At 61.2% G+C, this 21991-nt stretch carries 26 protein-coding genes; 4 read left to right on the forward strand and 22 right to left on the reverse strand.

Features of this window, described 5'->3' with window-relative positions:
* Window positions 1-3: 3 nt before the first annotated feature.
* Together PspS35_RS22295 and PspS35_RS22300 are read right to left on the reverse strand one after the other, a co-directional pair.
* Window positions 4-825: an SDR family oxidoreductase gene (locus PspS35_RS22295; protein ID WP_159936820.1), complete on the reverse strand. Its 822-nt coding sequence runs from the start codon at window positions 823-825 to the stop codon at window positions 4-6.
* A gap of 157 nt (window positions 826-982) precedes the next feature.
* The gene (locus PspS35_RS22300) at window positions 983-1462 is read right to left on the reverse strand and encodes a GNAT family N-acetyltransferase (RefSeq protein ID WP_010208407.1); all 480 of its coding nucleotides are present in this window, start codon (window positions 1460-1462) and stop codon (window positions 983-985) included.
* Between the two features lie 187 nt (window positions 1463-1649).
* On the opposite strand from PspS35_RS22300, the gene PspS35_RS22305 reads away from it, so the two are divergent.
* The 3 genes from PspS35_RS22305 (at window position 1650) to PspS35_RS22315 (ending at window position 3582) form a co-directional block, all read left to right on the forward strand.
* Window positions 1650-2846 (forward strand): MFS transporter, encoded by a 1197-nt coding sequence (locus tag PspS35_RS22305; protein ID WP_159936821.1) that lies wholly within the window; start codon window positions 1650-1652, stop codon window positions 2844-2846.
* An 85-nt stretch (window positions 2847-2931) separates the two neighbouring features.
* Window positions 2932-3270, forward strand: coding sequence for a hypothetical protein (locus PspS35_RS22310; protein ID WP_159936822.1), 339 nt, complete (start codon window positions 2932-2934; stop codon window positions 3268-3270).
* Between the two features lie 51 nt (window positions 3271-3321).
* Complete coding sequence (locus PspS35_RS22315) at window positions 3322-3582, forward strand: hypothetical protein (protein ID WP_112196493.1); 261 nt, start codon at window positions 3322-3324, stop codon at window positions 3580-3582.
* 59 nt (window positions 3583-3641) lie between these two features.
* Here the strand turns inward: PspS35_RS22315 and PspS35_RS22320 are convergent, their stop codons facing one another.
* The 20 genes from PspS35_RS22320 to PspS35_RS22415 form a co-directional block, all read right to left on the reverse strand.
* Window positions 3642-4559: a PfkB family carbohydrate kinase gene (locus tag PspS35_RS22320; RefSeq protein WP_159936823.1), complete on the reverse strand. Its 918-nt coding sequence runs from the start codon at window positions 4557-4559 to the stop codon at window positions 3642-3644.
* Entirely contained in the window at window positions 4552-6018 is a 1467-nt protein-coding gene (locus PspS35_RS22325; protein ID WP_159936824.1) for a cytosine permease, read from the reverse strand. The genes PspS35_RS22320 and PspS35_RS22325 overlap by 8 nt, the downstream gene beginning before the upstream one ends.
* A gap of 78 nt (window positions 6019-6096) precedes the next feature.
* Window positions 6097-7098 (reverse strand): ADP-ribosylglycohydrolase family protein, encoded by a 1002-nt coding sequence (locus tag PspS35_RS22330; RefSeq protein WP_159936825.1) that lies wholly within the window; start codon window positions 7096-7098, stop codon window positions 6097-6099.
* On the reverse strand, window positions 7095-7808 hold the full coding sequence (locus PspS35_RS22335; RefSeq protein WP_159936826.1) for a GntR family transcriptional regulator: 714 nt from the start codon (window positions 7806-7808) through the stop codon (window positions 7095-7097). The genes PspS35_RS22330 and PspS35_RS22335 overlap by 4 nt, the downstream gene beginning before the upstream one ends.
* Window positions 7809-7878: 70 nt before the next feature.
* Complete coding sequence (locus PspS35_RS22340; RefSeq protein WP_159936827.1) at window positions 7879-8439, reverse strand: DUF1285 domain-containing protein; 561 nt, start codon at window positions 8437-8439, stop codon at window positions 7879-7881.
* A gap of 26 nt (window positions 8440-8465) precedes the next feature.
* Window positions 8466-9071, reverse strand: a complete 606-nt coding sequence (locus PspS35_RS22345) for a DUF4823 domain-containing protein (RefSeq protein ID WP_159936828.1) — start codon at window positions 9069-9071, stop codon at window positions 8466-8468.
* A gap of 157 nt (window positions 9072-9228) precedes the next feature.
* Window positions 9229-10197 (reverse strand): radical SAM protein, encoded by a 969-nt coding sequence (locus PspS35_RS22350; protein WP_159936829.1) that lies wholly within the window; start codon window positions 10195-10197, stop codon window positions 9229-9231.
* 113 nt (window positions 10198-10310) lie between these two features.
* Entirely contained in the window at window positions 10311-10979 is a 669-nt protein-coding gene (locus PspS35_RS22355; protein WP_159936830.1) for a TetR/AcrR family transcriptional regulator, read from the reverse strand.
* A 448-nt stretch (window positions 10980-11427) separates the two neighbouring features.
* Window positions 11428-12213, reverse strand: coding sequence for a TatD family hydrolase (locus tag PspS35_RS22360; protein WP_159936831.1), 786 nt, complete (start codon window positions 12211-12213; stop codon window positions 11428-11430).
* A 63-nt stretch (window positions 12214-12276) separates the two neighbouring features.
* Entirely contained in the window at window positions 12277-13266 is a 990-nt protein-coding gene (locus PspS35_RS22365; protein ID WP_159936832.1) for a DNA polymerase III subunit delta', read from the reverse strand.
* Window positions 13259-13891, reverse strand: a complete 633-nt coding sequence (tmk, locus tag PspS35_RS22370; RefSeq protein ID WP_159936833.1) for a dTMP kinase — start codon at window positions 13889-13891, stop codon at window positions 13259-13261. The genes PspS35_RS22365 and tmk overlap by 8 nt, the downstream gene beginning before the upstream one ends.
* A 19-nt stretch (window positions 13892-13910) precedes the next feature.
* Window positions 13911-15020, reverse strand: a complete 1110-nt coding sequence (mltG, locus tag PspS35_RS22375; protein ID WP_159936834.1) for an endolytic transglycosylase MltG — start codon at window positions 15018-15020, stop codon at window positions 13911-13913.
* Between the two features lies 1 nt (window position 15021).
* Window positions 15022-15837 carry an aminodeoxychorismate lyase gene (gene pabC, locus PspS35_RS22380; RefSeq protein WP_159936835.1) on the reverse strand — a complete coding sequence of 272 codons (816 nt, stop codon included), beginning with the start codon at window positions 15835-15837 and terminating at the stop codon, window positions 15022-15024.
* Window positions 15837-17081: a beta-ketoacyl-ACP synthase II gene (gene fabF / locus PspS35_RS22385; protein WP_159936836.1), complete on the reverse strand. Its 1245-nt coding sequence runs from the start codon at window positions 17079-17081 to the stop codon at window positions 15837-15839. The genes pabC and fabF overlap by 1 nt, the downstream gene beginning before the upstream one ends.
* A 143-nt stretch (window positions 17082-17224) precedes the next feature.
* Window positions 17225-17461, reverse strand: a complete 237-nt coding sequence (acpP, locus tag PspS35_RS22390; RefSeq protein ID WP_003442511.1) for an acyl carrier protein — start codon at window positions 17459-17461, stop codon at window positions 17225-17227.
* Window positions 17462-17652: 191 nt separating this feature from the next.
* On the reverse strand, window positions 17653-18396 hold the full coding sequence (fabG, locus tag PspS35_RS22395) for a 3-oxoacyl-ACP reductase FabG (RefSeq protein ID WP_032886802.1): 744 nt from the start codon (window positions 18394-18396) through the stop codon (window positions 17653-17655).
* A gap of 24 nt (window positions 18397-18420) precedes the next feature.
* The gene (fabD, locus tag PspS35_RS22400; protein ID WP_159936837.1) at window positions 18421-19359 is read right to left on the reverse strand and encodes an ACP S-malonyltransferase; all 939 of its coding nucleotides are present in this window, start codon (window positions 19357-19359) and stop codon (window positions 18421-18423) included.
* 126 nt (window positions 19360-19485) lie between these two features.
* Window positions 19486-20496 carry a phosphate acyltransferase PlsX gene (plsX, locus tag PspS35_RS22405; protein WP_159936838.1) on the reverse strand — a complete coding sequence of 337 codons (1011 nt, stop codon included), beginning with the start codon at window positions 20494-20496 and terminating at the stop codon, window positions 19486-19488.
* Window positions 20497-20500: 4 nt separating this feature from the next.
* Window positions 20501-20683, reverse strand: a complete 183-nt coding sequence (gene rpmF, locus PspS35_RS22410; RefSeq protein ID WP_008152339.1) for a 50S ribosomal protein L32 — start codon at window positions 20681-20683, stop codon at window positions 20501-20503.
* Window positions 20684-20696: 13 nt separating this feature from the next.
* Window positions 20697-21227 (reverse strand): YceD family protein, encoded by a 531-nt coding sequence (locus PspS35_RS22415; RefSeq protein ID WP_032886799.1) that lies wholly within the window; start codon window positions 21225-21227, stop codon window positions 20697-20699.
* 105 nt (window positions 21228-21332) lie between these two features.
* On the opposite strand from PspS35_RS22415, the gene PspS35_RS22420 reads away from it, so the two are divergent.
* Window positions 21333-21911 (forward strand): nucleoside triphosphate pyrophosphatase, encoded by a 579-nt coding sequence (locus PspS35_RS22420; RefSeq protein WP_159936839.1) that lies wholly within the window; start codon window positions 21333-21335, stop codon window positions 21909-21911.
* Window positions 21912-21991: the final 80 nt, after the last annotated feature.

The raw sequence follows: 21991 nt of genomic DNA on the forward strand, positions 1-21991 counted from the left end.
GTTCTAGTCGTGGTACATCACAGACCGCCCGCCATCGATCATCAGGCAGGTGGCATTGATAAAGGGCGCCTCGTCGGTGGCCAGGAACAGCGCGGTCATCGCCACTTCCACCGGCTGGCCAATGCGCTTGGGCGGGTGCAGGTCGAAGGCGCGCTGGCGCTCGGCGTGGGGGTCGGCGAAACCGTTCCAGTAGTCGACGTTGAGTTGGGTTTCGATATAGCCCGGCGCGATGGCATTCACACGGATGCCCTTGGGCGCGTATTCGATGCCCAAGGCGCGGGTCAGGCCGAGCAGGCCGTGCTTGGCCACCGGGTACGGGAAGCAACCGGGGATGATGTGGCTGGAATGGGTGGAGGCTATGTTGATGATGTTGCCGATGCCCTGCTCGATCATGTGCGGCAGCACCGTGCGGCAGCCAAACCAGGCGCCGTCGAGGTCGATGGCGAAGCAGCGGCGCCAGTCCTCGTCGGTCATTTCCAGCGGGTCGCAGAACACGTTGACGCCAGCGCAGTTGACCAGCACATCCACGCGGCCGAAGCGTTCGATGGCCATATTGACCAGCGCCTGCCATTGTTCTTTTGAGGTGATATCGACGGCTTGCGCATATATTTGGGCACCGCGTTCGCGCCAGTGGGCGGCCACTTTTTCGACTTTTTCGCCTTGGATATCCGCGATCACCAGGCGCGCCTGCTGGGCCTGGAAACACGCGACGATGGCCTCGCCGATGCCTTGGGCGGCGCCGGTGATGATCACCACCTTGCCTTTGAGCCGCTCGCCGTAAGTGGGTTCGGGCACGGCGGGGAGTGACAACGGTTGTGCCTGCATCGCTTCACCTGTTTTATTTTTGGTAGTGAGTGCTGATGCCGCCGACTATAAACCCAGACCCTGAAACATCTCAATATATAAATTTGCATCCCATATTGTGAGCTTATTTATAAAAAACCGGCCTTGGATCGGCCGGTTTTTTTGATCGGGCTGACCATCAGCCCAAGGCAAAATCGCGCAACGCATCACCTTCCATGCGGTAGCGCACCCACTCCTCCTGCGGTTGCGCACCGATGGATTTGTAGAAGGCAATCGCCGGCTCGTTCCAGTCCAGCACGCTCCACTCGAAGCGGCCACAGCCGTTATCAAACGCGATCTTGGCCAAGTGGCGCAGCAACTTCTTGCCCGCCCCGCCACCGCGTTGCTCGGGGTTGATGTAGAGGTCTTCCAGGTACAGGCAGTTGCTGCCCAGCCAGGTGGAATAGCTGAAAAAGAACACCGCAAAACCAATCGGCAAACCATCACGCAAGCAGATCAGGCCGTGGGCGGTGGCGCCCTCGCTGAACAGGCTGCGCTCGATATCCACCACGCTGGCGATCACTTCATGCCGGGCTTTCTCGTACTCGGCAAGCTCGGTGATGAACGTCAGGATCTGCGCAGCATCGCTGGGCACGGCGGGGCGAATCTCGATGGTCATGGGCAAGCCTTGGGCAATTTCAAAGCGCACATACTAAGGCGCTTTGATGACGGATTGCAGCGCATTTTCGCAGGCTGCCGGGTTACTCCGGCCAGCACTCATGCAAGCATCAGCAACCACACAACAAACCCGCTCAACGTGCGTGGTAAACAGTGGGCCATAACTCCAACCACCTATAGGCGGCCCCATGCAGTCCACGCCCCCGGTGAGCACCCCGTTGTTCGCGCTGTTTTGCCTCGCCAGTTTCCTGCTGTCGCTGTCTTACGGCTCGACGTTTTTACTGTCGTTGCTGATTCACGCGCGCGGTGGCAACGAGCACGATGCCGGCAGTGTGATCTCCACGGCAATGCTCAGCACTTTTGTGGCGGTGCTGCTGTCCGGGCATTTGGCGGATGCGTTGGGCGCGGCGCGGGCCATTGCCGGGATGGGTGTGTTGCTGGTGGTGGCATGCCTGGGCTTTGCGTTGATGCCGGGGTTTGGTGAGGGTTTGATGCTGTTCGGGTTGTCCCTGGGTTTAGGTTGGGGGGTGTTCTACACCTTGGGCCCGATCATCGTGGCCATGCTGGTGGCGCCCCAGCAGCGCGCCAAATATTTCGCACTCCTGTCGGGCAGCATGATGAGCGGTATCGGTTCGGGGCCTCTGCTGGGCCGGGCCGCCAATGCGCTGGGGCTGCCCTTGACCAGTGCCTTCTACATTGCCGCGCTGGCCAGCCTGGTCGGGGTGGTGATGTTCTGGTTATTGGGCACGGCGCTCAAACGCCATGCCACGGCGCCGGTGTCGAAAATTTCCTGGGGGGCCTGCCGTCGTGTGCTGTCTTCACGGGCGGTGTTTGCCATTGTCATGGTGGGGCTCGGGGGTTGCGTGTTTGGTGGGTTGTCTTCGTTCCAGACCAGCTACGCGGCGGCTCACGGGCTGGATTATTCGCTGTTCTTTGCAGGGTTCGTCAGTGCGGCGATTACCAGTCGCCTGTTGATCGCCGGCTACGTGGTCAAGCGTGATGCCTATGTGGCCGCCTGCGTGTTGTCCGGGGTGATGCTGGGGTCGATCCTGCTGTTTGCCTTTGGTGTCAGTGGCAACGTGAGTTACCTGCTGGCGGCCGTGACGCTGGGGGTCGGTTATGGCCTGACGTATTCGGTGATCAACGGGCTGGTGGCCAACGAAGCACCGGCCGGCACCACGTCCCAGGCATTGCTGTTGTTCAGCCTGGCGTACTTTGTCGGCGTCTTCGGGTTTCCCTGGTTGGCGGGCTGGATCATCGTCGACTTCGGCCTGCCAGCGCTGATGTTCGGCGTAGTGGTCGTGGCCTTGGGCAATTGGATGATCAGCGTGGCGCGCCTGGTTTGGCGTCGAGCAACGGCACACAAAATTTTACAGGTGGGCTGATACCGTTCGTCGCCATCAAGGCACCATCAACAAAGGGGGGCTGACCAATAAAGGGTAAGGACAATAATCCTATGGAGACACCCTCATGAAAAATACCAAGTTTGCTGCCCTCGCCCTCACCGGCCTGCTGTGCGCTACTTCGCTGAGCGCCTTTGCCGCCAGCTCCACCACCGGCCCAACCGATCCAACCCCGGACGCCACCACCGAATCGCAAAAATCCATGGGCACCGGCCTGGAGACCAATGGTGGCGCCATCATCGACAACACCAACGGCGCCGACCCGCACACCAAGGGTCATGACACCGAGCGCCAGGCACCCGCAGCTGTGGGCAACGGCAAAATGGGCCCCTCGATCAATGAGCCGAAGGTCAACAAAGGCGACGACTCGAACCTGCCCGGCGCGCCGAAACAACCCGCGCCTTAAGCGCTCGACCGCAAGCCGAACACCCGATCATTTCCCCATGAAGAGGTACGCATGAACGTCGATAGAAACCTTGAAAAAGAAGTCCTCACCCGCCTGCTGCACGCCCACCCGCAAGGTTTGGGCAAAGAGGTGCTGGACAACTACCGCGGCGAAAAGGAGGTGGCCAGTGTGTTGGCGTTCCTGCAGGATCGCGGCCTGATCAAGGATGGGCATGTGACCACCGACGACGCCGGTGAATACTCGCTGAACCTGCCGATCAAGCTGACGGCGTCCGGGGTGGATGAGGCGCGCAAATTGGACGCCCTTCAGTAGCGTCCACATAAACCAAATGTGGGCGGGGGCAAGCCCCCTCCCACATCTCTGGTCCGAGGTTACTGAGCAAGCAAGGCGTCAACTTCTTCGGTGCCGGGCGAGGTGGCCGGCCCCCAACGCGTTACCGCCAACGCTGCGGCCGCATTCGCCCGACACGCCGCTTCAACCGGTGTCAAACCAGACGCCAAACCGGCAATAAACACCCCCGCATGCGCGTCTCCCGCGCCATTGCTGTCCACCGCCCTCACCTTGAAACCCGGCATATGGTCGGCGCGCCCGTGACGGCTGACCCAACAGCCATTCGGCCCATCACGCACCACCAGCAGCGCGCCATCGGGCAGATGCCGGTTGAGGTCGAGCAACGCTTGCGCCAGTGTTTTCGCCCCCGTAAACGCCAGGGCTTCCGGGCCATTGCTGGTCCAGATATCGATACGTGGCAGCAAGGCAACCATCAGCGCCGAATCCGGCGCCTTGACCAGCGGCCCAGGATCGAACACCACAGTGATATCGCGCGGCATCGCCAGCAGCCAATCGAGTAACGCCTGCGCCTTGCCCTCCAGCAACAGGCTGTAGCCGCTGACGTACACATAATCGTCAGCCAGAGGAACGACACGGGCCAAATCCTCGGCACTTAAATCGCCTTCAGCGCCGATATGGGAAATGAAGGTGCGCTCGGTGGTGGCCTCGGTCAACGACACGCACAACCCCGTGTCCTTGCCCTCGCTGGCACACTGGGCCATCTGCACGCCTTCGGCCTGCATTGCCGCGCGGGCCAGGTCGCCGAAGCGGCCGTCGCCGTGACGTCCCAAGTAAACCACCGGCAACCCATTGCGTCGCGCCGCCGCCATCACATTAAAACCGCCACCGGCTTCGAAACTCGCCGATTGCGCGAGCACGTCGCCGCCGGTGGCGGGCAAGGTGTCGAGGGCCATGACCAGGTCGACGATGACCTGGCCGGTGTGCAGCAATCTAGACATTGGGACGCTCTACTAACGCTGGGCGACGATCCGCCGCGCCGCCCAGTACGGCATAAATCCCGCCAGCCACCAGGAAGGTGACGATCCAGCCCAGGCCGTTGTGGCCCAGCCAGGAGTCGGACAACGGCCCGGCGAACCAGATGTTTTCGGCGGTAGTGCCGATGGTGGTGAAGCTGAAACCCAGCACAATCGCCACCGCCCAGGCGCCGAAGGCACGCCACTCCACGCCGCCGCGATACCAGTAGGCGCTGCTTGGGCTGACGTCCAGCAGATCCTTGGGGCTGTAGTAATGACGGTGGATCAGGTCGACCACAAAGATCCCGACCCATGCGGTGATCGGCACCGCAAGCAACGAGATGAAGGTGATGAACGGGCCGTAGAAACTGTCGGCGATCAGCATGAAGTAAATCGAACCGGCGAAGATCGCCACGATGTCGACGATCACCGCGTGCACACGCTTGACCTTCAACCCGAGGGTCAAGGTGGTGAGGCCGGCCGAGTACACCGACAGGTTGTTCGACAGCAGCAACCCGCCGAACGCGGTGATCAGGTACGGCACGGCCATCCAGGTGGGCAGCATGTCGCGGATCGCGATGATCGGGTCGGTGGCCGAGGCCAAATCATTGTTGCCCACCGACAGCAGGCCGCCGAGGGTAATCAGCAGCACCAGCGGAATCCCCGCACCAAACGCGGCGGACGCTACCAGGCGCACGGCCTTGACGCTGCGGTGCTGGTAGCGCGACATGTCGGCACCGGCGTTGGCCCAGCCGATACCGGTGCCGGCGGCCATCGTGCCGACGCCGATGATCATCGCGCTCAGCGGTGCCGGCGTGGCGTTGAACACCGCGCTCCAGTCAATGGTGGCGCACAGGAAGCCGCCCACCAGGATATTCAACGCACCGAACACGTAGGTGGCCCACTTCTGGATCACCAGCAAGGTGGCGTGGCCCAGGCCGGAAACGGCCAGGGTCAGCAGCACGAAAATGGCGATGAAGATCAGCGTCAGCACCGGCGCGCTTTTGGCCTCGACCGGCGAGCCGAACAGGATCGAACACAACGACAGCAACACGAACGCCGCCGTGGTGGTGTTGACGGTTTCCCAACCCAGGCGCGACATCAGCGAGACCAACGTCGGGCCGATATTGCCGCGCACCCCGAAGATGGCGCGGGACAGGGTCAGGCTCGGCGCACGGCCACGGCGGCCAGCAATGGAGATGATGCCCACCACCGCAAAGGAGCCAGCAGCGCCGAGGATCGCCACGATGATCGCCTGCCAGATCGCCAGGCCCCGGAACGCCACCAGCGTCGCGCCGAGCGGCAAGCCGAGGATGCTGATGTTGGCGGCGAACCAGACCCAGAACAGTTGCAGCGGATGGCCGTTGCACTCGCCTTCGGGGACCGGTTCAATGCCGCGTGTTTCCAATTGCCCGGCGCTTTGGCCGGAAGAAGTGCTGCTCATGAGGGGTGCTCCTGGTGCCTGTATTGTTGTGGTTGTGGCAGGTATGCAAGGTGAATCGGTATTCCCGGTCGTCCTGACTCAGCGCATTTTCAACAAAGCTTCAACCAACGGCTGCAGGTCCAACCCATTCACGACCTTGACCTGTTCGATCATTGCCGCAGGCCAGCACTGCATGCCCAGACACGCGCCGAGCATCGCGCCCAAAATCGCCGCGATGGTGTCGGTGTCGCCCCCCAGGCTGGCGGCCAGGCACAGGGCTTGGAACGCATTCAGGTCACCCACCGCCACTTGCTGGGCGAGGGCGAACGACACCACCACCGACTCCTGGGAGGCGACGGAGGTGCCGATCAATTCGTACAGCAAGTCGGCAAACAAGGCGGTGTCGCCACTGCCGACACTCAAGGTGCGCGCCCAACTGATGCGGGTAGAAATACGGCCGCCGGCAACCCAATGACCGTGGCCTTCGGCCTGCTGGGCGATCTGGGTGCCGATGTTCAGCGCTTCGCCGAGGTCCACGCCGTTGATCCCGGCAGACACCACCGCCGCCACCGCTGCCGCACTGGAGATGCCCAAGGTCGTGTTGTGCGTGACCTGGCACGCCTGGATCACCGCCTGGATAAACGCTGCCGGGTCGCTGACATCGGCGGCGATGCCCACGGGCGTGATGCGCATGGCGGCGCCATTGGTGGTGCCGTAGCGCCCGGATTCTTCCGGGGTATGCCCGGCCAGGATCATGTCGATGGCGCGCTTGGTCGACGGGCCGAGCAGGTCCTGGGACCCCTTGGCCCGCATCACCGCTTCCCAGTCGATCAGGCGCTGGGCGAGTACGGTGGGTTCGATTTTGCCTTGGCCCTGCACCAGCAACTCGCCGACCAGAATCGCCTGCTCGGTGTCGTCAGTGATGGAACCGGCGGGCATGTTCGGCGCGATAGGTTGGTCGGCACCGGCATCTTCGAGGGCGGTGATGGCACCGAAGCGCTGTCGCACTTGCTCGCGGCTCAGGGACTGAGTGGGCATGCCCAGGGCATCGCCTAGCGCAAGACCGTAGAAAGCGCCCAGGGCGCGAGTATTCGGGGTCATTTCGAAGATCCAAATTGCAGGTGCAGGCGAAAGTGCAGAGGGTCGAGCAAGCTTTCGACGTGTTCCATGAACCGCTCGCGCCGGTCGTAGGTGGTGCGCGAAGCCTTGAGAAACACGCTGCCCGCCGGGCGGCCGAGCAACTGTGCGTCTTCCTCGCTCAAGGGCTCGGCGCCGATCCATTGGTCACCGTCGGCGCCGACATAGCCGTAGGCCGCCAGGGTGATGGTCAGGGAGTTGTCGATCAGGCCGACGTGGGGCAGGCTTTCCAGGCCGCCAGATGCAGGCATCAGCGAACGTTCAAGGGACACGGCGGTGCCATCGGTGGTGCGCCGGCGGCGATCGAGGGCGATAAATCGCTCGGTGCCGAACCGGCTGGACAGGTCGGGACGCGTCACCGCTTCCAGGCGCAGGATGTCGGTGATCACCAAGGCGCCGGTGTCTGCCAAGGCCTGGGCCCACCCGCTGTTCTGGTCGAGCACCATGCCGTCAAACGTGACGATGGAGCCGACACCGCTCTGGGTCGCAATGTAATTGCGCCGCTTGAGCTCGGCCAACGCTTCGCGCAGGGTGCCACGGCTGACCGCGAACTCTTCGGCGAGTTGGTGCTCGCCCGGCAGCAGGAAACCGTCGGCCATCACTCCACCCTCGATACGGCGGATGAGCTCGTCGACGACGCGTTTTTTCTTATCAAATCGAACATGTCTAATCATGTACAAATTGATAACCGAAAGCGCCCGTTTGCAGCAAGCGAATTATTTCAGGGAGATGAAAAAACCGGCCTCAGGGCTCCAGGCCAATGCGGAAAAACTCGCCGCCGCTCCACACGCCCAGCCAGTTCTGACCGTTGATCGGACGGCTCACGGCCAACTCGACCAATTGGTAGAACACGTTGCGATGCACCAGGGCTTCGAGGTTGGTGCGTACTCGCAGGTAGGGCGCAGGTTCCTGGGTGACGGGGTCGATCACCACCCGCAGCGGGTGTTCGATATCGGCTTCGATCTGTTCATCGACGTTGGTGGTAAAGCGCAGCAACTGGCTTTCACCCTGCCCTTCAACTTCCAGGGTCAGCGCGACAAAGGGCGCATCATCGACGGTGATGCCGACTTTTTCCACGGGAGTAATCAGGAAGTAATCATCGCCATCGCGGCGAATGATGTTGGAGAACAGCTTGACCATCGGCTTTCGCCCGATGGGCGTGCCTTGGTAGAACCAGGTGCCATCGCGGGCGATGCGCATGTCGATGTTGCCGCAGAAATCCGGGTTCCACAGGTGCACCGGCGCCGGCCCCTTGCCTTTAGGGAGTTGGGCCAACAGGTCGTTGCCCTTGGCGGAATCGGTCATGGGGTTCTCCCTTTTTTGAACTGGCCTTACTGATCACTCATGCCCAGCAGGCCTCGGGCGTACTGCGCCAGCGGGCGGGCAATCAGGTCTTGTGGCCGATTGTCGTGGAACGTCAGTAAACCGCCACGACTGCGAATACGTGCAGTATCAATCAAATACTGGGTACTGGTCTCGATCAACATGATCTGGATCACACCGCTGTCCAGGCCAACCCGGTCCAGGGCCTCTTGATCGGCCCATTCATCGGCGTTGCCGATACGGTCATCCGCCTTGGCGAATCGGCAATACAGCAGGTAGTGGGCACCCGCCGCACGGGCTTCAGCCATCGCCTGCTCAAGCCCCTCGGGCTGACGGGCGCGGCGCACCATGGGGAAGTATTCGACGAAGCCGTTGAAGGCTTCTTCAGCCACCACGTTCGGACGTGGATAGGCGCTGCCCGGCGGCACGAACGCGCCTTGGGCGATAAAGACGAAGGAGTCCGGCTGTATGCGAACTGAGGCGCTACGGCGCGTATCGCTGTGGTCGAGCAACCCGGCGTCGCTCATCTGATAGCGGGTGCCTTCGGCCATATCGCTGACGGTCATGCAACCACTCAGCGTCAATGACGCCAGCAACAAAACCAGACTACGCATCCTAATCCTCCAGAAGCCGGTGACGGAAAACCGGCGAATGGGCGTGAGATGCAGGTTCTGCGCCAGCTTGGGGCAACTCAAATCAAATGTGGGAGGGGCGGTGCGACGATTCGACTTGCCCCCTCCCACATTGGATGATGTGTAATCTCGGATAGCGTCAGCCGCCGATGATCTTCATGATGGTGGCACCACCCGAGAACGCCACTTCCTGTTTGTCGCCCAGGGCCTTCATCAGCAAGCCTTGCAGCGCCGGCAGTGCCTGGTGGCGCGGCTTGTCGAGCAGGTCGCCGACATAGTGGCGATTGCTCGACGACAGGCAGCCATGCAGCCAACCGGTGGACGACAGGCGCAACCGCGAACACGTACGGCAGAACGGCACGCTTTCGTTGGCAATGACGCCGAAGTAACCCTTGCCCGGCACCTCGTAGCGAACTGCAGTGGCGTCAACCGGGGCGTTGGCTTGTAGGTATTCGTGATGTTCGCCGATCAGGCTGAGCAATTGCTGCAAGCTGACGAATTGCTGCAGGAACGCGTTGGAATCCTTGGCCAGGTGGCCCATGCGCATCAACTCGATAAAGCGCAGCTCGTAGCCACGCTCCAGGCAGTAATCAAGCAGCGGCATCACTTGGTCGAGGTTCTGGCCGCGCAACGGCACCATGTTGACCTTGATCTTGATTCCTGCGGCACGCGCCTGGTCCATGCCATCGAGCACGGTGGCCAGGTCGCCACCACGGGCGATGCTGCGGAAAGCGCCTGCGTCCAAGGTGTCGAGGGAGACGTTGATGCGCTTGATTCCGGCATCCACCAGCAACGGCAGTTTTCGCGCCAGCAACTGGCCGTTGGTGGTCAGGCTGATATCGCTGAGGCCCATGCCACCGACGGCGCCCATGAAGGCTTCCAGCTTGGGGCTCACCAACGGCTCGCCACCGGTAATGCGCAGGCGGTCGATGCCCGCCGCTTCGATCAGGTAAGCCACGCCACGGGCCATGGCCTCGGCCGAGAGTTCGTCCTGGGCAGCCACCAGCCGCTTGCCGTTGGGCACGCAGTAGGTACACGCGTAATTGCAGGCTGAGGTCAGGCTGATCCGCAAATTGCGAAAACGCCTGCCTTGACGATCAACGATCATGGATCACTCCGGCAGAGGATAATTCGGGCGCAGCAAAAGCTGACTGATAAATCAGCTTTTAGCAAGGTCCTTGCCTGAGTATATTCCTGGGGTACTACGCCTGGCAGTAAAGATTACGACGCCGGCGTCTCAACGGGCGCAGACTCGACGGCGGCTGGCTCGGTGCTGTGCTTGCGCTTGTTGCCCATGCGCACGCCGATGTCCATCAGGAACTGGAAGAAACCTTCCTGGTCTTCCAGCACATTGCTCCAGAACGGCGAGTGGTACAGCGCTACGGCGCCATGCACCAACGCCCAGGCAGCGCAGTAGTGGAAGTAAGGCGGTACGTCTTCAAGCTTGCCTTCGCTGATGCGACCCTTGATCAGCAGGGTCAGGCGTTCGAAGTTCGAGGCGCGGATCTTGTGCAGTTCCTCGACCATCTCCGGCACTTGATGCCCTTTGACCACCTTCTCTTCCAGGCGGTCGAACAGGCGGTAGCGCTGCGGGTCACGCATGCGGAATTCGAAGTAGGCGCGGGACAGAGCTTCCTTGTCTTTGTCGACATCGGCCGAATGCAGCAGCTCGTTCAGGTCGCGCTCGTAGTCGAGCATCAGGCGCAGGTAAATCTCGGCCTTGGACTTGAAGTGCTTGTAGATCGTGCCTTTGCCGATACCCACGGCATCCGCGATCATCTCGACGGTGACGCTGTCTTCGCCTTGTTCGAGGAACAATTTGAGTGCGGTGTCGAGAATTTCCTGCTCACGGCGGCGAAATTCACGGACCTTACGGGGTTCTTTGTGCATGAGGAAGAGGTCTGCAAAGGTCGGGATAGGGAGGGTTGCGCAGGGCCACGAATACACGGCGATACGATTTACCCAGTGCGAGGGATTATCCCGACTGAACGGTCGTTGGGCAACGCCTATGTGAACCCGCCACGCACTTTACTTTCAGAGCGCCAACGTTTTCATTCAAATCAGTCAGAAATAATACGCAACAACTAGGCCCGTGCACCGCCTCGATGAGAACTCAAGCGAAGCGCACGTATTCCAAATCTGTTTAAAAAACGATCAGTCGTGACTGGACTGAATCAGATACTGATCAATACTTGAACTGTCGGCGTGACATCTCCCCCAAGTGAAGCGCCGACCTGGGTACCGACGGACTGTGTGCCCTTGTTTTACTCCTAATGGTCTTAACCCGGATTCACCCCCCAGAACCCGGGTTTTTTTTGCCTGTAATTTGACCGTGGGCCTACCCAGTAACGTGAGCCAAGGCAAACAGGCGCTTGAAGTTCTCGGTCGTCTGCTCGGCAAAGCGCTCGTAGGACTCACCGCGCAGCATCGCCAGGTAATCTGCCACATCCCGCACATACTCCGGCAGGTTCGGCTTGCCGCGATGGGGGATGGGCGCCAGGTAGGGCGAGTCGGTCTCCACCAGCAGGCGGTCGGCCGGGACCTGGCGCGCCACGTCACGCAGTGCGTCGGCGTTGCGGAAAGTCACGATGCCCGACAGGGAAATATAGAAACCCAGGTCCAGGGCAGCCTTGGCCATGTCCCAATCCTCGGTAAAGCAATGCAACACGCCCGCTTGGGGCAACGCCGCTTCGCGCAACAAGGTGAGCGTATCGGCACGGGCGCCACGGGTGTGGACGATCACCGGCTTGCCGGTCTGCTGGGCCGCTTGCAGGTGCAAACGGAAGGAGGCCTGCTGCAACTCGGCGGCCTCGGGCTCGTAGTGGTAATCCAGGCCGGTCTCGCCGATAGCCACGACACGCGGGTGGTTGAGCTCGCCCAGCAACCAGTCGAGGGCCGGAGCTTCGCCGGGCTTGAGGTCCAACGGGTGGATACCTACCGAGCAATCCACGTCGGCATAGCGTTCAGCCAGGGCTTTGACGTCGGCGGCGTTGTCGGCGCTGACGCCGATGCACAGGAAGTGCCCTACCCCGCGCTGGCGAGCAGCGTCCAGGGCTGCGTCGAGGGAGCCGCCGTGCTGGGCGAGGTCAAGGCGATCAAGGTGGCAATGGGAATCTACGAGCATAGGAAATTACAACTTGAGTCTCGGAAAGTGTCTGGCCGACGATACACCCGTCGGCCACGGAAATTAACGGCGGCCGAGCAAACCAACCCACTGCACGAGCAGGGCTTCAAGCAACAACACACGGTTGAGGTTGGCCTTGCCGAGCACTTTCTGGCGCTGGGCGAGGATCCAGTCCTGAATGTTCAGCACTTTGTCCTGCGCACTTTTCTGCGCGAGGTACTGCACAACCTTGCGCATGTCCGGCAGGCCCAGGCCATTTTCATCCTGGGTCAGTTGGTAGCGCAGGATCAGGCTCGACCAGTCGCAGAACCAATCGAACAGCAGCAGCAGCGGGATGTCTTTCCACGCCGATTCGGCCAACTGTGTCGCGGACAGCTCCTGCTTGAGCAGTTTTTTCACCCCATCCACCACCAGCGCACGTTGCTCACGTACGCCTTGGGCTTGCAGCTTCACGGCGGCCAGGGGCGAACCGGCGGCCAGGGTCAGCAGTTCGCCGCGCTCGTCTGCGGAACAGTCAGGCAACGCCTGCGCCAGCCATTGCAGGCTCATGGCCTCGCTGGGCAGCGGACAGGCCTGCTGCACGCAGCGGCTGCGGATGGTCGGCAACAGGCGGCTGGACTGGTGGCTCACCAGCAACAACACAGTGTCGCCGGAGGGTTCTTCCAGGCTTTTGAGCAAGGCGTTGGCGGCGTTGATATTCATCGCCTCCACCGGCTCGATCAACACCACCTTGCGCCCACCCATCTGCGCGGTCTGCACCACGAAACCGACGAGATCACGCACCTGGTCGACCTTGATCGCCTTGTCGGCCTCTTCAGGTTCCAGCAGGTAGTTGTCCGGGTGGCTGCCGGCCTTGAGCAACAGGCAGGATTTGCACTCGCCGCACGCTTGCAGGTTGACCGGGCGCTGGCACAGCAGGCTGGCCATCAGGCGCTCGGCAAGGGCGCGCTTGCCAATACCGATTGGCCCGTGCAGCAAATAAGCGTGGGCGTGCTGGGCACGGCCGGCCAATTGCTGCCAGAGACTGTCCTGCCACGGGTAGGCTTCAGCCACGGGCGCGCTCCAACAGCGTTGGCAACAAGCCGTCGATGGCCTGCTGCACCTGGGACAACGGCTGCGCTGCGTCCAGCAGGTGATAGCGCACAGGTTCGGCCCGGGCACGCTTGAGGAACGCGCTGCGCACCGCATCGAAAAATGCTTGGCCTTCCAGCTCGAAGCGATCGAGACGACCACGGGCGCTGGCACGGGCCATGCCCACTTCAACCGGCAAGTCGAACAGCAGGGTCAGGTCAGGGCGCAGATCACCTTGCACGAAAGCTTCCAGGGTGGCGATGCGCTCCAGGGACAAGCCGCGACCACCGCCCTGATAGGCATAGGTTGAATCGGTGAAACGGTCGCAAATTACCACCGCACCGCGTGCCAAGGCAGGGCGAATCACTTCGGCCAGGTGCTGGGCTCGGGCGGCAAACACCAGCAGCAGCTCGGTGTCCGGGTTCATCTGTTCTTCGCCTGGGGCCAGCAGCACTTCGCGGATGCGTTCGGCCAGCGGCGTACCGCCGGGCTCGCGGGTCAAGACCACCTCGACGCCCTCGGCGCGCAGGCGCTCGGCCAAGTAATCGCGGTTGGTGCTTTTGCCGGCGCCTTCGGGGCCTTCCAGGGTGATAAACAAGCCAGTCACAGGCGGTCCTTAATCAGAGTCATTGCGGGCTTTGCGGCGCGGCGGTGTCCGGCGCGGGTTCAGCGGGCGGCGTAACGTCTACCGGCGGCTTAACCACTGGCGCCGGACTGGAGCGGTAATCGGCGCGGCGCTTGAGCTGAAACTCACGGACGGCGGCGTTGTGCGCATCCAGGTTATCGGAAAAAATATGGCTGCCATCGCCACGGGCGACAAAATACAGGCTGCTGCCCGGCACCGGGTTCAACGCGGCATGGACGGCCTCGCGCCCAACCATCGCGATCGGCGTCGGCGGCAACCCCGCGATCATGTAGGTGTTGTAAGGGTTGGCTTCCTTGAGATGAGCACGGGTCAACTTGCCGTTGTAACGCTCACCCAGGCCATAGATAACCGTGGGATCAGTCTGCAATAGCATGCCGATCTTCAGGCGGCGGACGAACACACCGGCAATCTGGCCGCGCTCTTGCGGCACACCGGTCTCTTTCTCGACCAGGGAGGCCATGATCAGCGCTTGATAAGGGTCAGTGTAAGGCGCGTCGGCGGCGCGCTTGCTCCACTCCTGGGCGAGTACGTCGTCTAGGCGGTTGTAGGCTTTTTTCAGGAACTCAACGTCGGTCATGCCGCGCACGAAACGGTAGGTGTCGGGGAAGAACCGCCCTTCGGGGAACACGCCGGGGTGGCCGAGCTTCTCCATCACTTCGCTGTCAGTCAGGCCTGAGAGGCTCTGTACGATCTTTTCATGCTTGGCCAGGGCCGAGCGCACTTGGCGAAAGTTCCAGCCTTCCACCAGCGTCAGGCTGTATTGCACCACTTCGCCACGCTGCCACTGGCCGATCAGGCCTTCGGCGGTCATGCCAGGCGTCATGCGGTATTCGCCGCTGTGCAGTGGCTGGCCGTCGAGGTTGAAGCGCCAATACAGGCGCAGCCAGAACGCGCCATCGAGCACGCCGTCGGCTTCGAGGCGGTTAAACGTCCCGGTAGGGGTCGCCCCTGCCGGTACATCGAGCAACTGCTCCTGCGTCAGATTCAGCGGCTGCTTCAAGGCCGCATCGTATTTCCAGGCAGAAAAGCCCGCCAGCAACGCTGCCGAGAACAGACCGATCAGCAGCAGTACAACCAGTTTTCGTATCAACTCAAATATCCAATAGTGCGCGAACAATGCCCTGCAGTTTACGGGTGAGCGGCCCAACCGACCAGCTCATCGCAGCGCACCCACGGACCGGCCAAATGCCATATACGCTGTTGCATACGAAGACTTCGTCGGCCTGCTGCAATTGCTCGACATTGATGTCGGCCACGGCCACCGGGACCCCCAGGGCGCGCGCCTGGGCCAGGACCTCGGCGCGCATCACGCCCGCAACACCACAACGCTGTAGATCGGCGGTTAGTAACAAGCCATTACGCACGAGAAACAGATTGCTGAATACGCCCTCAATGACGCGCCCAGACATATCCAGCATCAAACCTTCGGCATATTCGGCATCTTGCCACTCGGCGCGGGCGATCACCTGCTCCAGGCGATTGAGGTGTTTGAGCCCAGCCAAGAGCGGCTGCTCGGCCAAGCGGGTCGCACACGGAAACAGGCGGATGCCGTCGACTTCATGCGCGTGGGGGTAGGTCGCTGGCGGACTGCCCTGCAAGATACGCCGCACCGGCGCGCCGGGATTGAGGCCATAACCGCGCAAGCTATCGCCACGAGTGAGGATCAATTTGAGGACACCGTCGCCAAGGGCAGCGGCGTAGGCCAGCACTTCGCTGCGGATCAACCCGTGATCAGCCGTTAAGGCCAGCCGCTTGCTGCCCTCATCGAGGCGATGCAGATGGCGGTCGAGCAGCACGGGCTGCCCGGCCTTGACGGCGATGGTCTCGAACAGCCCATCGCCATATGCCAGGCCGCGATCTTTCAGGGGCACACTGTCCGCTGGCTGACCGTCGACCCAGCTGTGCATCACTCGGCGAACCGGCGGAACACCAGGGAACCGTTGGTGCCCCCAAACCCGAACGAGTTGGAGATCGCTACGTCGATCGGCATCGGCTGCGGCTCATGCGGCACGAAGTTCAGGTCGCAGCCTTCGTCCGGCTCATCCAGGTTGATGGTCGGCGGAGCGACCTGGTCCTTGATGGCCATCACACTGAAGATCGCCTCGACCGCGCCCGCCGCCCCCAACAGGTGACCGGTCATGGACTTGGTGGAGCTGACCGCCAGCTTGTAGGCGTGTTCGCCGAACACCGACTTGATGGCCTCGGCTTCCGCCAGGTCACCGGTGGGAGTCGAAGTGCCATGGGCGTTGATGTACTGCACCTGGTCGACGTTGACCTTGGCATCACGCAGGGCATTGGTGATGCAACGCGCAGCGCCAGCACCGTCAGACGGTGGTGAGGTCATGTGGTAGGCGTCGCCGCTCATGCCAAAACCGATCAGCTCGGCGTAGATGGTGGCACCACGCGCCTTGGCGTGCTCCAACTCTTCCAGCACCAGCGCACCGGCGCCGTCGGACAGTACGAAACCATCACGGCCCTTGTCCCACGGACGGCTGGCACGGGTCGGCTCGTCGTTGCGGGTCGACAGTGCGCGCGAGGCGCCGAAGCCGCCCATGCCCAGGCCGCAGGCGGCCATTTCGGCGCCGCCGGCGATCATCACGTCGGCTTCGTCATAGGCGATGTTGCGCGCCGCCATGCCGATGCAGTGCGTACCCGTGGTGCACGCCGTGGCAATGGCGTAGTTAGGTCCCTGTGCACCCAAGTGGATGGACAGGAAACCGGAAATCATATTGATGATCGAGCCAGGCACGAAGAACGGTGAAATTCGACGAGGGCCCGAATCATGCAGCGTGCGGCTGGTTTCTTCGATATTGGTCAAACCGCCAATACCCGAACCCATGGCCACGCCGATGCGTTCACGGTTGGCGTCGGTGACTTCCAGGCCGGCATTACGCACTGCCTGAAAACCGGCTGCCAGGCCGTATTGAATGAACAGGTCGAGTTTGCGGGATTCTTTGACCGAGAGATATTCCTCGACATTGAAACCCTTTACCGAGCCGCCAAAACGGGTGGAATAGGCAGAAAGGTCCGTGTGTTCGATCAGACCAATACCACTGCGGCCAGCCAGAATGCCCTGCCAACTGCTCGGCACATCCGTACCCAGTGGCGACAACATACCCATACCGGTGACTACGACGCGTCTACGCGACACAGCACTCTCCTTTTTCTAATGACGACACTTTGCTTCAGAGCTTACTTTTCATCGGCGCTACTTTTCATAGACGCTAAAGAAAAAACCGCACGCCGTTACAGCAGTGCGGTTTTTCCCCAACAGCAAGCGACGACTACAAACTATTACGCCTGGTGGTTCGTAACGTAGTCGATAGCAGCTTGAACAGTAGTGATTTTTTCAGCTTCTTCGTCCGGGATTTCGGTCTCGAATTCCTCTTCCAGAGCCATCACCAGCTCAACGGTGTCAAGGGAATCGGCACCCAGGTCTTCTACGAAGGAAGCAGTGTTGACCACTTCTTCTTCTTTGACGCCCAGTTGCTCGGCAACGATTTTCTTGACGCGCTCTTCGATGGTGCTCATACCTTGTTTAACTCCTAATGGACAAATTCAGGCAGCTGGCCAGTGGGTAAGTGTATAGAAAGCCTTTTCAGCTTTTCAACTGAAAGCTTCACCCTGTACCCGCCTGACCACCTGTCTATAAATTAAGTTGCAGCTTTATAACGGATTTTAGACAGCTCGTATGACATTTTTTTGAAGCGATCCGTCACAATTTAACTCATGTACATCCCGCCGTTCACCGGGATTGTAGCCCCAGTCACGTATGCCGCACCGTCTGATGCCAGGAAAGTGACCACATTCGCGATCTCTTGAGCCTGGCCCAGGCGGCCCAGCGGAATCTGCGTCAGCAAGCCTTCACGCTGCGCTTCTGGCAGCTCGCGGGTCATATCGGTGTCGATGAACCCTGGGGCCACCGAGTTGACCGTAATCGACCGCGAGCCGACTTCACGTGCCAAAGCACGGCTGAAACCTTCCAGACCGGCCTTAGCGGCTGCGTAGTTTACTTGGCCTGCGTTGCCCATGGCACCCACTACGGAGCCAATATTGATAATTCGACCCCAACGCGCCTTGGTCATGCCGCGCAAAACACCCTTGGACAGGCGGAACAGACTGTTCAGGTTGGTATCGACTACGTCGTACCACTCGTCGTCTTTCATGCGCATCATCAGGTTATCGCGGGTGATACCGGCATTGTTCACCAGAATCGCCGGTGCGCCGAACTGTGCGGTGATTTCAGCCAGTACCGCAGCCACGGACTCATCGCTGGTCACATTCAGCTCAAGGCCGGTGCCTTGAACGCCGTTTTCCTTGAGGGTCGCGGCGATACGCTCAGCGCCCGACGCGGAAGTGGCGGTGCCGATCACAACGGCGCCCTGACGGCCCAGTTCCAGGGCGATCGCCTGGCCGATGCCACGGCTAGCGCCGGTAACCAGTGCAACTTTACCTTGCAGACTCATGCAGGCTTCTCCTAAGTTCAGGGTTCAGGCCAGCGCCGCACGAGCGGCAGCGAAGGCATCTGGGGTGTTGAGGTTGGCGGTCGACACGCCGTCGGCGCAACGCTTGTTCAGGCCAGCAAGGACTTTGCCCGGGCCGCACTCGACCAGCTCGGTCGCGCCATTGGCGGCCAGAGTCTGGACCGACTCAACCCAGCGTACTGGCTTGTACAGCTGCTCCAGCAGGTCGCGCTTGAGGGTGTCGAGGTCGGCGGCCACGGCCGCGCTGACGTTCTGCACCAGCGGGATCTGTGGCGCCTGCCAGTTGATGGCGGCGATGGACTCGGCAAAGCGCTCAGCCGCCGGACGCATCAGCTCACAGTGCGACGGCACGCTCACCGGCAACGGCAATGCACGCTTGGCCCCACGGGCCTTGCAGCCTTCGATGGCACGCTCGACTGCCGCCTTGGCACCGGCGATTACCACTTGGCCAGGGGAGTTGAAGTTCACCGCGCTAACAACTTCGCCCTGTGCCGCTTCGGCGCAGGCTTCGATCACCACCGCATCGTCCAGGCCCAGGATAGCGGCCATGCCGCCCTGCCCGGCCGGAACGGCTTCTTGCATCAGTTGGCCACGACGCTCGACCAGCTTGACCGCTTCTGCGAGGGTCAGGCTGCCCGCCGCCACCAGGGCGCTGTATTCGCCCAGGCTGTGACCGGCCACGAATGCCGGGCGCGCGCCGCCTTCGGCCAGCCACAAGCGCCACAGGGCGATCGAAGCGGTCAGGATGGCCGGCTGGGTTATATCGGTCTGATTGAGCTGCTCTTGCGGCCCTTGCTGTGTCAGCGCCCACAGGTCGTAACCCAGGGCCTCGGAAGCTTCCTTGAAAGTGTCCAGGATCAGCGGGTATTGCGCGCCCAGCTCGGCCAACATGCCGAGGGACTGCGAACCCTGCCCTGGAAAGACGAATGCGAGGGATGTAGACATGTAACAAGCCCCTAATGATCTGGTCGTCAAAAATGCGCGCACCGACGATGGGAGCGCACGAAACTGACAGATTGGATGGTCAATTGAACTGGCCGGTCACATTTAAGCACTCCCAGGCCAATTCGCCTAAGGCAACAGGTCCTCAAGACGGCCGTGCAAACGTTGCGGCAAGTTTTCCTGGATCTCGATCAACGCCCGCGCGATCGCGCTTTGAAAGCCCTCCACACCCGCCGAACCGTGGCTTTTCACCACAATGCCCTGCAACCCGAGGAAGCTCGCGCCATTATGTCGCGCCGGGGCCAGGTCGGCCTGCAGGACCCGCATCAACGGCAACGCCAAGGCACCGACGAAGCGCGATGCCAGGTTGCGCCTGAACAACGTCTCGATGCGCGCGGCGATCATGGTCGCCAGGCCTTCACTGGATTTAAGCAAGATATTGCCGACAAACCCGTCGCACACCACCACATCCGCTTCGCCGCGGTACAAACCGTCACCTTCGACAAAACCGATGTAGTTCAAGCCCCGCGCGCCTTGCAGCAAAGTGGCGGCAAGCTTGACCTGCTGGTTGCCCTTGATGTCCTCGGTACCGATATTCAGCAAGGCCACACGCGGCCGCGCCACGCCCAGCGCTTCGGCGGCCACCGAGCCCATCACGGCGAACTGGAACAAGTGCTCGGCACTGCAATCCACGTTCGCGCCCAGGTCCAGCAACTGGCAGTAGCCTTTCTGTGTCGGAATCGCCGCGACCATCGCCGGCCGGTCAATGCCGGGCAACGTCTTGAGCACATGCCGCGACAACGCCATCAATGCCCCGGTATTACCGGCACTGACACAGGCCTGCACCTTGCCATCACGCAGCAACTCCAAGGCCACCCGCATTGAGGAGTCAGGTTTGCCACGCAGGGCCGTCGCCGGCTTGTCATCCATGCTGATGGTTTCGCTGGCTGACGTAATCGTCAGGCGCGCGCGATCCACAACCGGATGGCTGGTAATCAATTCTTCAAGGAGTGAGGGTTGACCGACGAGGGTCAGGTGCAGCGAGGGCGTAGCAATCAGGCTGGCAATGCAGGCCTGAACAATGCTGCGGGGACCGAAGTCCCCGCCCATTGCGTCAATCGCGATGACTTGAGCAGACAAGTGATTACTCGTCAGCGCCCTTGTCGATCACTTTACGGCCACGGTATACGCCTTCTGGCGATACGTGGTGACGCAGGTGAATTTCACCGGTGGTTTTTTCTACAGACAGAGTGCTCGCCGTCAGGGCATCGTGCGAACGACGCATGTCACGGGCGGAACGGGATTTTTTGTTCTGCTGAACAGCCATAATTGATTAACTCCTAAACGTTTGGGTCACGCTTTAACTGCGCCAATACACTGAACGGGTTGGACCGCGTTACCTCGTCCTCGCTCGGTTCGGCCTCGTCATCGAGACCCTCCGGCTGCTGGCATTCTTCCGGATGATGAGCAGGCACAATGGGCAAGGCGAGCAAAAGCTCCTCCTCGATCAGTGCATGCAGATCCAATGGATCTTCGCCCAGTTCCAGCACGTCATAACCTTTCGGCAACGACTGGGTATTCGCACCCTCCTTCACCACGGCATAACTGCACTCGCTGTGGATCGGCAGGGTGACCAGCTCAAGACAACGCTGGCAAACCATTTTGACCTCGGTGTCGATAAAGCTGTGGATTACCACAGATTTACGTTCATCTCGTTCAAAAACGAATTTGGCCTGCACCGTACCGACAGTGTCGGAAAGCGGGTCGCAGAGTCTCTCCAAATCGGCCAGCAGCAATTCACCTTGAAGGGAAGTGCCACGATCAGCCAATTTGCGCGGGTCAACGTGAGGTGGAATCGGGTCATTCAACATAGGCGCAGCATTATAGGGATGCACCCAGCCATGTCAAAGGAAATTCAGCCCTGTGCGTCAGCCGGTCGCCCCGCTAGAATCGCCGGCTGCCTTGAGGAGACGTATATGCTGCCTTTATTGCTCGCTTCCAGCTCGGTTTATCGCCGGGAATTGCTCAGCCGCCTGCACATTCCGTTCATTTGCAGCTCGCCGGATATCGACGAAAGCCACCGTGCAAATGAATCAGCGGTGGAGTTGGTAAAACGCCTGGCCGAAGAGAAAGCCCGCGCCCTCGCCGCCAGCCATCCCGGCCATTTGATTATCGGCTCGGATCAAGTCGCCGCACTGGAAGGTCGCATCATCGGCAAGCCGCACACGTTCGAGAACGCCCGTGAACAGCTATTGGCTGCCAGCGGCAAGCGTGTGAGCTTCCTCACCGGCCTGGCGCTACTTAACAGCCAGACGGGGCACTGCCAGGTGGATTGCATTCCCTTCACCGTGCACATGCGCGAGCTGGATGCAGAACGCATTGAGCGCTATCTGCGAATTGAGCAGCCGTATGACTGTGCCGGCAGTTTCAAGGCCGAGGGACTGGGCGTGAGCCTGTTCCAGAGCACTGAAGGGCCGGACGCCACGAGTTTGATAGGACTGCCACTGATCCGCCTGGTGGACATGCTACTGGCTGAAGGCGTGCAAGCCCCCTGAGCACACCCCAAAACCCAATGTGGGAAGGAGCTTGCCCCCGATAGCAGTGTGCCAGCCAATACATGCCTGACCGAACCACC

Origin of the sequence: Pseudomonas sp. S35, assembly GCF_009866765.1 — a bacterium.
Taxonomy (GTDB): Bacteria; Pseudomonadota; Gammaproteobacteria; order Pseudomonadales; family Pseudomonadaceae; genus Aquipseudomonas.

What these genes read in the sequence shown, in the direction of transcription:
- PspS35_RS22295 (WP_159936820.1), bottom strand. Translation starts at nt 825, where the DNA reads ATGCAGGCACAACCGTTGTCACTCCCCGCCGTGCCCGAACCCACTTAC.
- PspS35_RS22300 (WP_010208407.1), bottom strand. Translation starts at nt 1,462, where the DNA reads ATGACCATCGAGATTCGCCCCGCCGTGCCCAGCGATGCTGCGCAGATC.
- PspS35_RS22305 (WP_159936821.1), top strand. Translation starts at nt 1,650, where the DNA reads ATGCAGTCCACGCCCCCGGTGAGCACCCCGTTGTTCGCGCTGTTTTGC.
- PspS35_RS22310 (WP_159936822.1), top strand. Translation starts at nt 2,932, where the DNA reads ATGAAAAATACCAAGTTTGCTGCCCTCGCCCTCACCGGCCTGCTGTGC.
- PspS35_RS22315 (WP_112196493.1), top strand. Translation starts at nt 3,322, where the DNA reads ATGAACGTCGATAGAAACCTTGAAAAAGAAGTCCTCACCCGCCTGCTG.
- PspS35_RS22320 (WP_159936823.1), bottom strand. Translation starts at nt 4,559, where the DNA reads ATGTCTAGATTGCTGCACACCGGCCAGGTCATCGTCGACCTGGTCATG.
- PspS35_RS22325 (WP_159936824.1), bottom strand. Translation starts at nt 6,018, where the DNA reads ATGAGCAGCACTTCTTCCGGCCAAAGCGCCGGGCAATTGGAAACACGC.
- PspS35_RS22330 (WP_159936825.1), bottom strand. Translation starts at nt 7,098, where the DNA reads ATGACCCCGAATACTCGCGCCCTGGGCGCTTTCTACGGTCTTGCGCTA.
- PspS35_RS22335 (WP_159936826.1), bottom strand. Translation starts at nt 7,808, where the DNA reads ATGATTAGACATGTTCGATTTGATAAGAAAAAACGCGTCGTCGACGAG.
- PspS35_RS22340 (WP_159936827.1), bottom strand. Translation starts at nt 8,439, where the DNA reads ATGACCGATTCCGCCAAGGGCAACGACCTGTTGGCCCAACTCCCTAAA.
- PspS35_RS22345 (WP_159936828.1), bottom strand. Translation starts at nt 9,071, where the DNA reads ATGCGTAGTCTGGTTTTGTTGCTGGCGTCATTGACGCTGAGTGGTTGC.
- PspS35_RS22350 (WP_159936829.1), bottom strand. Translation starts at nt 10,197, where the DNA reads ATGATCGTTGATCGTCAAGGCAGGCGTTTTCGCAATTTGCGGATCAGC.
- PspS35_RS22355 (WP_159936830.1), bottom strand. Translation starts at nt 10,979, where the DNA reads ATGCACAAAGAACCCCGTAAGGTCCGTGAATTTCGCCGCCGTGAGCAG.
- PspS35_RS22360 (WP_159936831.1), bottom strand. Translation starts at nt 12,213, where the DNA reads ATGCTCGTAGATTCCCATTGCCACCTTGATCGCCTTGACCTCGCCCAG.
- pabC (WP_159936835.1), bottom strand. Translation starts at nt 15,837, where the DNA reads ATGCACAGCTGGGTCGACGGTCAGCCAGCGGACAGTGTGCCCCTGAAA.
- acpP (WP_003442511.1), bottom strand. Translation starts at nt 17,461, where the DNA reads ATGAGCACCATCGAAGAGCGCGTCAAGAAAATCGTTGCCGAGCAACTG.
- fabG (WP_032886802.1), bottom strand. Translation starts at nt 18,396, where the DNA reads ATGAGTCTGCAAGGTAAAGTTGCACTGGTTACCGGCGCTAGCCGTGGC.
- fabD (WP_159936837.1), bottom strand. Translation starts at nt 19,359, where the DNA reads ATGTCTACATCCCTCGCATTCGTCTTTCCAGGGCAGGGTTCGCAGTCC.
- rpmF (WP_008152339.1), bottom strand. Translation starts at nt 20,683, where the DNA reads ATGGCTGTTCAGCAGAACAAAAAATCCCGTTCCGCCCGTGACATGCGT.
- PspS35_RS22415 (WP_032886799.1), bottom strand. Translation starts at nt 21,227, where the DNA reads ATGTTGAATGACCCGATTCCACCTCACGTTGACCCGCGCAAATTGGCT.
- PspS35_RS22420 (WP_159936839.1), top strand. Translation starts at nt 21,333, where the DNA reads ATGCTGCCTTTATTGCTCGCTTCCAGCTCGGTTTATCGCCGGGAATTG.